Source organism: Pseudomonas stagnisoli (assembly GCF_048595745.1).
Lineage (GTDB): Bacteria > Pseudomonadota > Gammaproteobacteria > Pseudomonadales > Pseudomonadaceae > Aquipseudomonas > Aquipseudomonas alcaligenes_A.
Window position 1 is genome coordinate 1,153,947 of record NZ_CP184361.1, and the last position, 12,696, is coordinate 1,166,642.

Here is a 12,696-nt window from a genome sequence, read left to right on the forward strand (position 1 = left end):
GCTGACTGATCAGCCCCGTGTCATTTGTGAATTCCGCTACGAGAGACGGCCATGGCCCACGACATTCACGCCCACCGCATCCTCATTCTGGACTTCGGTTCCCAGTACACCCAGCTGATCGCCCGCCGTGTGCGCGAAATCGGCGTGTACTGCGAGATCCACCCGTTCGACATGGAAGACGCGGCCATTCGCGCCTTCGCCCCGCGCGGCATCATCCTCGCCGGTGGTCCGGAGTCGGTGCACGAGGCGGGCAGCCCGCGCGCGCCGCAGGCGGTGTTCGATCTGGGTGTGCCGCTGTTCGGCATCTGCTACGGCATGCAGACCATGGCCGAGCAGCTGGGCGGCAAGGTGGAAGGTTCCGACCTGCGCGAGTTCGGCTATGCCCGCGTCGATATCGTCGGCAAGGCGCGCCTGCTCGACGGCATTGAAGACCATGTGGATACCGACGGCGTGCTCGGTCTGGACGTGTGGATGAGCCACGGCGATAAGGTCACCGCCATGCCCGCCGGCTTCCATATCCTGGCCAGCACTCCGAGCTGCCCGATCGCCGCCATGGCCGACGACAGCCGCGCCTACTATGGCGTGCAGTTCCACCCGGAAGTGACACACACCAAGCAGGGCGGGCGCATCCTTTCGCGCTTCATCCTCGACATCTGCGGCTGCGCGGCCCTGTGGACTCCGGCCAATATTGTCGAGGACGCCATTGCCACCGTGCGTGCCCAGGTGGGCTCCTCCAAGGTGCTGCTCGGCCTGTCCGGCGGCGTCGACTCCTCGGTGGTTGCAGCCCTGCTGCACAAGGCCATCGGCGACCAGCTGACCTGCGTGTTCGTCGACAACGGTCTGCTGCGCCACAAGGAAGGCGACCAGGTGATGGCCATGTTCGCCGAGAACATGGGCGTCAAGGTGATCCGCGCCAACGCCGAGGACCTGTTCCTCGGCCGCCTGGCCGGCGTGTCCGACCCGGAAGAGAAGCGCAAGATCATCGGTCGCACCTTTATCGAGGTGTTCGACCAGGAAGCCACCAAGCTCCAAGACGTGAAGTTCCTCGCCCAGGGCACCATCTACCCGGACGTGATCGAGTCGGCCGGCGCCAAGACCGGCAAGGCCCACGTGATCAAGTCCCACCACAACGTCGGCGGCCTGCCGGAGGACATGCAGTTCTCCCTGGTCGAGCCGCTGCGCGAGCTGTTCAAGGACGAGGTGCGCAAGATCGGCCTGGAACTGGGCCTGCCCTACGACATGGTCTATCGCCACCCGTTCCCGGGCCCGGGCCTGGGTGTGCGCATCCTCGGCGAGGTGAAGAAGGAGTACGCCGACCTGCTGCGTCTGGCCGACCACATCTTCATCGAAGAGCTGCGCAACTTCGACTGGTACCACAAGACCAGCCAGGCCTTCGTGGTGTTCCAGCCGGTGAAGTCGGTCGGTGTGGTCGGCGACGGCCGTCGCTACGCCTGGGTCGTCGCCCTGCGTGCCGTGGAAACCATCGACTTCATGACTGCACGCTGGGCGCACCTGCCCTACGAGCTGCTGGAGAAGGTCTCCAACCGCATCATCAACGAGATCTCCGGCATCTCCCGCGTCACCTACGACGTGTCGAGCAAGCCGCCGGCGACCATCGAGTGGGAATAAGCACCTGAGGGTGTGAGCAGGGGCAGCGTGAGCTGCCCTTGTCGTTTCTGCCTGCGGCAATCTGCGACTCGCTGCATTGCGCTGGTGATGAGAAAATGTCGCAAATACCTGGTCGATGGGGATGACGATGGCCTTTACCCGCAGACAGATACTCGCCGGCATGGCCGGGCTGGGTGTGGCCGGCCTCGGTGCCGGTGGCGTGCGCTACTGGTTGGGTCGTCCCGAGAACGTGGCAACCCACGACTACGAACTGATCGCCGCGCCGCTGGACCTGGAACTGGTGCCGGGTCGGGTCACCCCGGCCTGGGCCTACGGTGGCCAGGCGCCGGGCCTGGAGCTGCGCTGCCGGCAGGGCGAGCGCCTGCGCGTGCGTTTCATCAATCGGCTCGAGGTGGAGACCACCATCCACTGGCACGGCATCCGCCTGCCGCTGGAGATGGACGGCGTGCCCTATGTGTCGCAGCTGCCGGTCAAGCCTGGCGAGTTCTTCGATTACGACTTCGTCTGCCCGGACGCCGGCAGCTACTGGTATCACCCGCACACCGCCAGCCATGAGCAACTGGGGCGTGGTCTGGTCGGTCCGCTGATCGTCGAGGAGCGTGAGCCGAGCGGCTTCGTCCATGAGCGCACGTTGTGCCTGAAGACCTGGCATGTGGACGAGCAGGGCGCCTTCACCGAGTTTCTGGTGCCGCGCCAGGCTGCTCGCGAAGGCACGCGCGGACGTCTGTCGAGCATCAACGGCGTGCCCAACCCGACCCTGGAGCTGCCAGCCGGCCAGGTGGTGCGTCTGCGCCTGATCAACGTCGATAACACCATTACCTATCGCCTCAACCTGCCGGGTGGCGAGGCGCGCATCTACGCGCTGGACGGCAACCCCGTGGCGCCGCGGTCGTTGGGCAAGGAATACTGGCTGGGCCCGGGCATGCGCCTGGATTTGGCGCTGAAGGTGCCGGCTGCCGGTGCCGAGCTGCCGCTGCGCAACGGCCCGCTGCGCCTCGCCACGATCCGGAGCGTGGCCAGTGCCGAGGGCGCTGGCGACTGGCCGCCGGCGCTGCCGGCCAACCCGCTGGCCGAGCCGGATCTGGCGCGCGCCGAGACCTTGCGTTTCAACTTCGAGTGGGCCGCCGCGCTGTCCGGCGACGTGAGTCAGGGCGGCAGCTACAAGTACTGGCAGATCAACGGCCAGGCCTGGGACATCAACGACAAACGCTGTGCCGAGCGGCCCATTGCCAGCCTCAGGCAGGGTGGGCATTACATCTTCGTGCTGCGCAACATGGCGCAGTACCAGCACCCGATTCATTTGCACGGCATGAGCTTCAAGGTGCTGGATTCGGACCGCAAGGACATCGTGCCGTACTTCACCGACACCTACCTGGTGGGCAAGAACGAGACGGCGCGCATCGCCTTTGTCGCCGATAATCCGGGGGTGTGGATGTTCCACTGCCACGTGATCGACCATATGGAAACCGGCCTGATGGCCGCCATCGAGGTGGTCTGATGCGCCAACCGAAGATCATCGACCGCAGCCAGGACGAGCGTTTCATGCGCGAGGCACTGGCGCTGGCCGCCGAGGGAGCGCAAAGAGGCGAAGTGCCGGTGGGCGCCGTGCTGGTGCAGGACGGCGAGGTGATCGGGCGCGGCTTCAATTGCCCGATTTCCACCAGTGACCCCAGTGCCCATGCCGAGATGGTGGCGATCCGCGCCGCCGCTGCCGCCGTGCACAACTACCGACTACCCGGCAGCACCCTGTACGTGACCCTCGAGCCTTGCAGTATGTGCGCCGGGCTGATCGTGCATTCCCGAGTCAGTCGGGTGGTCTACGGCACCACCGAGCCTAAGGCCGGGGTAGCGGTCAGTCGTGGGCAGTTCTTCAGTCAGCACTTCCTCAATCACCGGGTGTTGATCGAGGGCGGGGTGCTGGCGCAGGAGTGCAGCGAAATGCTCAGCGCCTTCTTCAAGGCCCGGCGTAGCTAGCCTGCTGGGCATCCTAGAGCGCCGCTGCTAGTCTGCGCGCTCTTTGCAAATCGGAGCTGTACGTTTGAAAGAAGTATTGGGTTTGCTGCTGATGCTGGCCGGTCTGTCCGCGCAGGCCGCCGAGGAGAAGGTATATCTACTCGCTTCGGCGGGCGTGAACGACACCACCCTGGCGCACAGCATCTTCCTGCATGAGCCGGATATCACCGATCTGGAGAGCTGCCGTGAGGCGGTCCGGCAGGCGCAGCGCGACGGCGACTGGATGAAGTACCACCACATTCTGCGCAAGGACAAGGTGAGGGGCTTCAGCGTGCAGATGCAGTACCTCTGCGTCACCAGTGCGCAGGATATCGAGCCCTGGTTTGATCGTGCGCACTACAACCACGCCTACCTGATCCGGGTTGATGAGCAGGCCCGTTTGAGTGTGCAGGCCATGGAGAGCATGGCGGTTTGCATGGGCCGCTACCGAGCGCTGCCCGCCGACGTGCAGGCGCGTAGTCATTGTGCAAAGGGGAGTCAGCAGGTTCGCTGATTACAGCTGGGTGGGCTCATCCTTGGGGATGGTCTTGTTCACCCCTGGCACATGCAGGCCGCTCTCGGCGACGCGGCTGCCTTCCAGTTGTGGCTGGGTCACCCAGTTGAGGATGTCGTAGTAGCGCCGCACGTTGCGCACGAAGTGCACGGTTTCGCCGCCGCGCGCATAACCATAGCGCGTCTTGCTGTACCAGCGCTTCTGCGAAAGCCGTGGCAGCATCTTCTGCACGTCCAGCCATTTGTTCGGGTTCAGGCCTTCGGCCTGGGCCAGCTTGCGCGCGTCGGCCAGGTGGGCGATGCCGATGTTGTAGGCGGCCAGGGCGAACCAGGTGCGGTCCGGTTCGCTCATGTCCTCGGTCAGGCCGCTGTGCACCAGGGCAAAATACTTGGCGCCGCCGGCAATGCTCTGGCGTGGGTCCAGGCGGTTGACCACGCCCATGGCCTGGGCCGTGTCCTGGGTCAGCATCATCAGGCCGCGCACGCCGGTCTTGGAGGTGGCGTCCGCAGTCCACAGCGATTCCTGGTAGCCGATGGCGGCGAGCAGGCGCCAGTCGACCCGGTGCTTCTCGGCAGCCTGGCGGAAACTCTGCTCGTAGCGCGGCAGGCGCTGCTGCAGGTGCTTGGCAAAGGTGTAGGCGCCGACGTAGCCGAGTACGTCGACATGCCCGTAGTAGCGCTCCTTGAGGCGCTGCAGGGTGCCGTTCTCCTCGACCTCGGCGAGAAAATGATCGACCTCCTGCAGCAGGCTCTGATCGCTGCCGGCGGCCACGGCCCAGCCCAGGCTGCGCGCGCCGCCCAGATCGAAGGCCACGCGCACATTGGGGAAGTACACCTGGTTCATGGCCAGCTCGTTGGAGTCGACCAGGGTCAGGTCGACCTGGCCCTCGTCGACCATGCGCAGCAGGTCGACCACCTCGACATCGGTGGATTCCTCGTACTGCAGCTCCGGCAGGGTCTGCTTCAGCTCGGCCAGCTGCTCGGCATGGCTGCTGCCCTTGAGCACCAGAATGCGCCGGCCGATGAGGTCCTCGGGGCGGCTGGGGCGGCGCTGGCCATCGCGGTAGACCACCTGGGGGGTGACCTCCAGGTAGGCGTGGGAAAAGTTGGCCTGGCCCTTGCGCCCTTCACTGGCGACCAGGCCGGCCGCAGCCAGCACCGGGCCGCCCGGCTGGTTGAGGCGGGTGAACAGGTCGTCGAGGTTGTCCGCGGTTTCCACTTTCAGCTCGACGCCGAGCTGCTCGGCGAAGCGCTTGGTCAGTTCGTACTCGAACCCGGTCTCGCCGGCGCGGTCCTGAAAGTAGGTGGTGGGGCTGTTGCGGGTGACCACGCGCAGCACGCCTTCCTCCTGCACGCGCTCGGGAGTGCTGGGCTGGCGTGCCTCCGGGGAGTCATCGCAGCCCGCGAGCAGCAGGAAGAAAGCAGTCGCCAGCAGGCCGGCGGCCGAACGGATGCGCAACGCGGTGTGTGCAAACATCGGCGCAGTATACGCAAAGCCCGATAGGCGCCATATCTCGACAGTATTACGGCGCTCTGCTAGCACTGCCGAGGGTGCCGCGGCGCGGTGCTTTAGGCTAGAATGCACGGCCTCTAAGCACCCCCTGAGGCTGTTCACGATGTTGATCCTGCGCGGCACGCCCGCTCTTTCCGCCTTCCGCCACGGCAAACTGCTTTCGCAACTGACCGCCAAGGTCCCTGCCGTGACCGGGCTGTATGCCGAGTTTGCGCACTTCGCCGAAGTGACCGGCGTGCTTGACGCCCCCGAAGAGCAGGTACTGGCCCGGTTGCTGAAGTACGGCCCGAGCGTGCCGGTGCAGGAGCCCAGTGGTCAGCTGTTCCTGGTGATTCCCCGTTTCGGCACCATCTCGCCGTGGTCGAGCAAGGCCAGTGACATCGCCCGCAACTGCGGTCTGGCCAAGATCGAGCGCCTGGAGCGCGGTATCGCCTACTACGTCTCCGGTGAACTCAGCGCCGCTGACCAGCAGGCCGTCGCCGCCGTACTGCACGACCGCATGACCCAGCTGGTGCTGGGCGCGCTGGAAGAGGCCGCCGGCCTGTTCAGCCATGCCGAGCCCAAGCCGCTGACCGCCGTGGATGTGCTCGGTGGCGGTCGCGCCGCACTGGAGAAGGCCAACGCCGAGCTGGGCCTGGCCCTGGCCGAGGACGAGATCGATTACCTGGTGAAAAGCTTCGTCGAGCTGGGCCGCAACCCGCATGACGTCGAGCTGATGATGTTCGCCCAGGCCAACTCCGAGCACTGCCGCCACAAGATCTTCAATGCCAGCTGGGACATCGACGGCGAGAGCCAGGACAAGTCGCTGTTCGGCATGATCAAGAACACCTACGAGATGCACCGCGACGGCGTACTGTCCGCCTACAAGGACAACGCTTCGGTGATCGTCGGCCACCAGGCCGGGCGTTTCTTCCCCAACCCGGCCACCCGCGAGTACGGCGCGACCCAGGAGCCGGTGCACATCCTGATGAAGGTGGAAACCCACAATCACCCGACCGCCATCGCCCCGTTCCCCGGCGCCTCCACCGGCTCCGGCGGCGAGATTCGCGACGAAGGCGCCACCGGCCGCGGCGCCAAGCCGAAGGCTGGCCTGACCGGCTTCACCGTGTCCAACCTGAACATCCCCGGTTTCGAGCAGCCCTGGGAGAAACCCTACGGCAAGCCCGAGCGCATCGTTACCGCGCTGGACATCATGATCGAAGGCCCGCTGGGCGGCGCCGCGTTCAACAATGAATTCGGCCGCCCGGCGCTGAACGGCTACTTCCGCACCTTCGAGCAGGCCGTGCAGAGCCCGCGCGGTGAGGAAGTACGCGGCTACCACAAGCCGATCATGCTGGCCGGCGGCCTCGGCAACATTCGTGAAGAGCATGTGCAGAAGGGCGAGATCTCGGTCGGCGCCAAGCTGATCGTACTCGGCGGCCCGGCCATGCTGATCGGCCTGGGCGGCGGTGCTGCCTCCTCCATGGCCACCGGCGCCAGCTCCGCCGACCTGGACTTCGCCTCGGTGCAGCGCGACAACCCGGAAATGGAGCGTCGTTGCCAGGAAGTGATCGACCGCTGCTGGCAGCTGGGCGCTGACAACCCGATCAAGTTCATCCACGACGTCGGTGCCGGCGGTATCTCCAACGCCCTGCCGGAACTGATCAACGACGGTGGCCGTGGCGGTCGCTTCGAGCTGCGCGCTGTGCCGAACGACGAGCCGGGCATGGCCCCGCTGGAGATCTGGTGCAACGAGTCGCAGGAGCGCTACGTGATGAGCGTGGACGCCGCCGACTTCGAGCGCTTCAAGGCCATCTGCGAGCGCGAGCGCTGCCCGTTCGCCGTGGTCGGCGAGGCCATTGCCGAGCCGCACCTGACCGTCTCCGACAGCCACTTCGGCAACAAGCCGGTGGACATGCCGCTCAATGTGCTGCTGGGCAAGCCGCCGCGCATGCACCGCAGCGTGACCCGCGAAGCGGAGCAGGGCGATGACTTCGATGCCGCCCAAGTCGATATCGGAGAAGCCGTCGAGCGCGTGCTGCGCCACCCGGCCGTGGCCAGCAAGAGTTTCCTGATCACCATCGGCGACCGCACCATCACCGGCCTGGTGGCTCGTGACCAGATGGTTGGCCCGTGGCAGGTGCCGGTGGCCGACTGTGCCGTCACCGCCACCAGCTTCGACGTCTACACCGGCGAAGCCATGGCCATGGGCGAGCGTACGCCGCTGGCCCTGCTGGATGCGCCGGCTTCCGGCCGGATGGCCGTGGGCGAGACCATCACCAACCTGGCGGCGGCGCGCATCGAGAAGTTGTCCGACATCAAGCTGTCCGCCAACTGGATGGCCGCTGCCGGCCACCCGGGTGAGGACGCGCGCCTGTACGACACCGTCAAGGCGGTGGGCATGGAGCTGTGCCCGGCGCTGGGTATCACCATTCCGGTGGGCAAGGACTCCATGTCCATGAAGACCCGCTGGCAGGATAACGGCGCGGAGAAGAGCGTGACTTCGCCGCTGTCGCTGGTGATCTCGGGCTTCGCCCCGGTGCAGGACGTGCGTCAGACCCTGACCCCGCAGCTGCGTCTGGACAAGGGCGAGACCGACCTGATCCTGATCGACCTGGGCCGCGGGCAGAACCGCATGGGCGGCTCGATCCTGGCGCAGACCCACGCCCAGCTCGGCCAGGCCGTGCCGGACGTGGACGACGCCGAAGACCTCAAGGCGTTCTTCGCCGTGATCCAGGGGCTGAATGCCGACGGCCATATCCTGGCCTACCACGACCGCTCTGACGGCGGCCTGCTGACCACCGTGCTGGAAATGGCCTTCGCCGGCCACTGCGGCCTCAACCTGTTCCTCGACGGCCTGGCCGACGAGGCCTCCGAACTGGCTGCCGTGCTGTTCAACGAGGAGCTGGGTGCGGTGATTCAGGTGCGTCAGGACGCCACCCCGGAAGTCCTCGCCCAGTTCAGCGCCGCCGGCCTCGACGACTGCGTGGCGGTGATCGGCCAGCCGGTCAACGGCAGCGACGTGGCTATCAGCTTCAATGGCGAGCCGGTGTTCGGCGGCCAGCGCCGTCTGCTGCAGCGCCAGTGGGCCGAGACCAGCTACCAGATCCAGCGCCTGCGCGACAACGCCGACTGCGCCGACCAGGAATTCGACCTGATCCTCGACGAGGACAATCCGGGTCTGTCCACCAAGCTGAGCTTCGACGTCAACCAGGACATCGCTGCACCCTACATCAAGAAGGGCGTGCGTCCGCAGGTGGCGATCCTCCGCGAGCAGGGCGTCAACGGCCAGGTGGAGATGGCTGCGGCCTTCGACCGCGCTGGCTTCAGCGCCATCGACGTGCACATGAGCGATATTCTCGCCGGTCGCGTCAGCCTGGACGAGTTCAAGGGCCTGGTGGCCTGCGGTGGCTTCTCCTACGGTGACGTGCTCGGCGCCGGCGAGGGCTGGGCCAAGTCGATCCTGTTCAACGCCCGTGCCCGTGATGGCTTCCAGGCGTTCTTCGAGCGCAAGGACAGCTTCGCCCTCGGCGTGTGCAACGGCTGCCAGATGATGAGCAACCTGCACGAGTTGATCCCCGGTACCGAGTTCTGGCCGCACTTCGTGCGCAACCGCTCGGAGCAGTTCGAGGCCCGTGTGGCCATGGTCCAGGTGCAGGAGTCGGCGTCGATCTTCCTGCGCGGCATGGCCGGTTCGCGCATGCCGATCGCCATCGCCCACGGCGAAGGCCATGCCGAGTTCGAGAGCGAGGAGGCGCTGCTGGAAGCCGATCTGTCCGGCACCGTGGCGATGCGCTTTATCGACAACCACGGCAAGGTCACCGAGAGCTACCCGGCCAACCCGAACGGCTCGCCGCGCGGCATCACCGGTCTGTGCAGCCGCGATGGCCGCGTGACCATCATGATGCCGCACCCGGAGCGGGTGTTCCGCGCCGTGCAGAACTCCTGGCGCCCGGACGAGTGGCAGGAAGACGCCGGCTGGATGCGCATGTTCCGCAATGCGCGCGTCTGGGTCGACTAACACCGGCCGTTGCCCCTCTCCCAGCGATGGGAGAGGGTGCCCGAAGGGCGGGAGAGGGCTGTCGTGTCAGACCCGCAAGATCCCAAGCTTCCCGAAGTCCGCCAGGTCAACCCCGGCGAGACCCATCTGCTGTGCCGCTGCGGGCGCTCGCCCGTGCTTCCCGACTGTTCTCCCGGCTGCGCCGAAGGGCTGCCTCTCGAACCCGTGCGCCAGCAGTTCGTGCTGCTCTGTCGTTGTGGCCTGTCGCAGCGCCTGCCCTATTGCGACGGCAGCCACAGTCCGCCTGCCGAGGGTCTGAGAGCACGCTGGCGCCGTTTCGCAAAGGGTGATTAAGGCCCTCTGTCTTATGGCCAAAGGCTCTATCCGGTAAATGGACGATTAGCCCTCCTGGGGCTCCAATGCAGAGTTGCGAACTAGGCCGCGCCAGGTTGATAAGGCAGAATGCCATTATCGCACTTGGCAGTGCGGCTCAGGCCGCTGTATTCGTCGGAGCTCGGAGGGGCTGGATGTACAAATTCTGTTTCTATGTGCCGGAGAGCCACCTGGACGAAGTGAAGGCCGCCATCTTCGCGGCGGGGGCTGGGCGCGTCGGGCATTACGACAGCTGTTGCTGGCAGACCCTGGGCCAGGGCCAGTTCCGCCCACTGGCCGGCAGTGAGCCGTTCATCGGCCAGCCAGGCCAGGTCGAGGAAGTCGCCGAGTGGAAGGTGGAACTGGTGGTGGCCGACGAACTGATTCACGACACCGTCAAGGCCATGAAGAAGGCTCATCCGTACGAGACGCCGGCGTTCGATGTGTGGCGGCTGTCCGACCTGCAATTCTGATCGTTCCCGATAAAAGAAGCCCCGGCATGCCGGGGCTTTTTCGTTTCCGCCTGCCGCTTTACTGCAGGTGCTGCTTCAGCTCGGCGCCGGCCTGGCGCAGGGAGGCCTGCACGGCCGGGATATGCGCCAGCGGGTTGAGCAGGCCGTAGTCGTGGATCATGCCGTTGTAGCGCACGGCGGTGACGGTGACGCCGGCGGCATCCAGCTTGCGTGCATAGGCCTCGCCCTCGTCACGCAGTACGTCGAACTCGGCGGTCTGCACCAGGGCCGGTGGTAGGCCCTTGAGCTGCTCGGTGGTGGCCTGCAGTGGCGAGGCGAAGCGCTCGGCGCGCTGCTTCGGGTCGGTGGTGTAGTTGTCCCAGAACCATTTCATCAGCGGCTTGGTCAGGAAGTGGCCCTGGGCGAACTGGTTGTAGGAAGCGGTTTCCAGGTTGGCATCGGTCACCGGCCACAGCAGCAGCTGGAAACTCAGCTTGGGTGTACCTGCTTCCTTGGCTTTCAGTGCCACGACGGCGGCCATATTGCCGCCGACGCTGTTGCCGGCCACGGCCAGGCGCGAGCTGTCGACCTGGATTTCCTTGCCGTGTTCGCCGACCCAGCGGGTAGCCGCATAAGCCTGGTCGATGGCAGTCGGATATTGTGCTTCCGGCGACGGCGTGTAGCCGACATAGACGGCCACGGCGCCGGAGTGCACCACCAGGTCGCGTATCAGGCGCGCGTGGGTCGGGTAGTCGCCGAGCACCCAGCCACCGCCGTGGAAGAACATGAATACCGGCAGGTCGCCCTGTACGCCCTCGGGGCGGACGATGGTCAGCGGAATCGACTGGCCAGAGGCTTCGATGGTCTTCTCCGATACCGTCACACCGGACAGATCGACCTTGACCGAGGCCTGCGCGCCGACCAGCACGGCGCGGGCGTCCTGCGGGCTGAGGGTTTCCAGCGGCTTACCGCCGCCGGCTTCCAGGGCCTGGAGGAAGGCCTGGGTATGGTGTTCCACGCCGGGGCTGCCGGCGGCGAAGGCGTTACCGATGGCGACTGCGAGAACAGCGCCGGAAAGCAGCGTGCTGACGTTCTTCATGATTCGGGTCCTCATGGCTCGGGCGGTGGCGGCGGGCGCTGCGGGGCAGGCCCGCCCGGTGGGGGTCAGACGTTGACGTTCAGGCGCACGTCGATGTTGCCGCGGGTGGCGTTGGAGTAGGGGCAGACCTGGTGGGCGGCGTCGACCAGTGCTTGTGCGCTGTTCTGGTCCAGACCCGGCAGGCTGATGTTCAGCTCCACTTCCAGGCCGAAGCCCCCGGGAATCTGACCGATGCCGACCTTGCCGGTGATCGAGGTATTGGCCGGGAGGGCCTGCTTCTTCTGGCTGGCAACGAACTTCAGAGCGCCGATGAAGCAGGCCGAGTAACCGGCGGCGAACAGTTGCTCGGGGTTGGTGGCTTCGCCGCCGGCACCGCCCAGTTCGCGCGGGGTGGTGAGCTTGACGTCGAGTAAGCCGTCGGAGGAAACGGCACGGCCGTCGCGGCCTCCGGTGGCAGTGGCGGTAGCGGTGTAGAGGGCTTTGATGCTGTGCATGGCGGTGTCTCCGATTTATTTTGCTGTCTAAAGGTTTGCGCGCTAAGTAAGCGCTTGGTGTGAAATCTAGTGCGATTTAATTTTGCGCGCAAACTAATTATTAGATGAATCGAAGCGAAGGATTCGATGCGTCGGCAAGATGGGCGGCGGTCGAGTGCGCCGATGCCGCCCTGGAGCGGGCGGCGGCCAGGTCAGAGAGACCTCTGCAGCTGGTCGCGCAGGGCGATGATCTGGTCACGCAGAGCGTTGATTTGCTCCAGCGGTTGGCCGCTGGCTTCGAGGATGCAGGCGGGAAAGCGCTCGGCTTGCTGTTGCAGGCTGCGGCCTTTCTCGGTCAGGCGCAGTTCCACCACGCGCTCGTCGGCGCTGCTGCGGGTGCGGGTGAGCAGGGCCTCGGCTTCCAGGCGCTTGAGTAGCGGGGTGAGCGAGCCGGGATCGGTGAGCAGGCGGGTGCTGATCTCGCCGACCGTGATGCCATCGCCTTCCCACAGCACCAGCATGGCCAGGTATTGCGGGTAGGTCAGGCCGATGCTCTGCAGCAGGGGCTTGTAGGCCTTGGTCATCAGCAGGGAGGTGGAGTGCAGCGCGAAGCACAGCTGGTTGTCCAGCTGCAGGGCGGCACAGGATTGCGCTTGTTTCATGGTGGAATGCCT

At 65.8% G+C, this 12,696-nt stretch carries 11 protein-coding genes; 7 read left to right on the plus strand and 4 right to left on the minus strand.

Going from position 1 to position 12,696, the window contains the following annotated elements; all coding sequences use genetic code 11:
* The first annotated feature begins 51 nt into the window (after positions 1-51).
* The 4 genes from guaA to ACOAPY_RS05495 all read left to right on the plus strand — a co-directional run bounded on the left by guaA (position 52) and on the right by ACOAPY_RS05495 (position 4,135).
* Positions 52-1,629, plus strand: a complete 1,578-nt coding sequence (guaA, locus tag ACOAPY_RS05480; protein ID WP_465155474.1) for a glutamine-hydrolyzing GMP synthase — start codon at positions 52-54, stop codon at positions 1,627-1,629.
* Between the two features lie 127 nt (positions 1,630-1,756).
* Positions 1,757-3,127, plus strand: coding sequence for a multicopper oxidase family protein (locus ACOAPY_RS05485; protein WP_465155476.1), 1,371 nt, complete (start codon positions 1,757-1,759; stop codon positions 3,125-3,127).
* On the plus strand, positions 3,127-3,603 hold the full coding sequence (tadA, locus tag ACOAPY_RS05490) for a tRNA adenosine(34) deaminase TadA (protein ID WP_465155477.1): 477 nt from the start codon (positions 3,127-3,129) through the stop codon (positions 3,601-3,603). Before ACOAPY_RS05485 ends, tadA begins: the two co-directional genes overlap by 1 nt.
* Before the next feature lie 91 nt (positions 3,604-3,694).
* The gene (locus ACOAPY_RS05495) at positions 3,695-4,135 is read left to right on the plus strand and encodes a hypothetical protein (RefSeq protein WP_465156722.1); all 441 of its coding nucleotides are present in this window, start codon (positions 3,695-3,697) and stop codon (positions 4,133-4,135) included.
* Here ACOAPY_RS05495 and mltF read toward each other — a convergent pair whose 3' ends face one another.
* On the minus strand, positions 4,136-5,611 hold the full coding sequence (mltF, locus tag ACOAPY_RS05500; RefSeq protein ID WP_465155479.1) for a membrane-bound lytic murein transglycosylase MltF: 1,476 nt from the start codon (positions 5,609-5,611) through the stop codon (positions 4,136-4,138).
* A gap of 139 nt (positions 5,612-5,750) precedes the next feature.
* Between mltF and purL the strand changes: the two genes are divergently transcribed.
* From purL to ACOAPY_RS05515, 3 genes are all read left to right on the plus strand, one after another.
* A complete protein-coding gene (gene purL / locus ACOAPY_RS05505) occupies positions 5,751-9,647 on the plus strand; it encodes a phosphoribosylformylglycinamidine synthase (RefSeq protein ID WP_465155480.1) in 3,897 nt (1,298 codons plus the stop codon).
* Between the two features lie 63 nt (positions 9,648-9,710).
* On the plus strand, positions 9,711-9,980 hold the full coding sequence (locus ACOAPY_RS05510; RefSeq protein ID WP_465155482.1) for a CDGSH iron-sulfur domain-containing protein: 270 nt from the start codon (positions 9,711-9,713) through the stop codon (positions 9,978-9,980).
* A gap of 173 nt (positions 9,981-10,153) precedes the next feature.
* Positions 10,154-10,471, plus strand: coding sequence for a YqfO family protein (locus ACOAPY_RS05515; RefSeq protein WP_021700322.1), 318 nt, complete (start codon positions 10,154-10,156; stop codon positions 10,469-10,471).
* A 58-nt stretch (positions 10,472-10,529) separates the two neighbouring features.
* Here the strand turns inward: ACOAPY_RS05515 and ACOAPY_RS05520 are convergent, their stop codons facing one another.
* The 3 genes from ACOAPY_RS05520 to ACOAPY_RS05530 all read right to left on the minus strand — a co-directional run bounded on the left by ACOAPY_RS05520 (position 10,530) and on the right by ACOAPY_RS05530 (position 12,684).
* Positions 10,530-11,549 carry an alpha/beta hydrolase gene (locus ACOAPY_RS05520; protein WP_465155483.1) on the minus strand — a complete coding sequence of 340 codons (1,020 nt, stop codon included), beginning with the start codon at positions 11,547-11,549 and terminating at the stop codon, positions 10,530-10,532.
* 65 nt (positions 11,550-11,614) lie between these two features.
* Positions 11,615-12,043: an organic hydroperoxide resistance protein gene (locus ACOAPY_RS05525; protein ID WP_465155485.1), complete on the minus strand. Its 429-nt coding sequence runs from the start codon at positions 12,041-12,043 to the stop codon at positions 11,615-11,617.
* A 191-nt stretch (positions 12,044-12,234) separates the two neighbouring features.
* A complete protein-coding gene (locus ACOAPY_RS05530) occupies positions 12,235-12,684 on the minus strand; it encodes a MarR family winged helix-turn-helix transcriptional regulator (RefSeq protein WP_465155486.1) in 450 nt (149 codons plus the stop codon).
* Between the last annotated feature and the right edge of the window lie 12 nt (positions 12,685-12,696).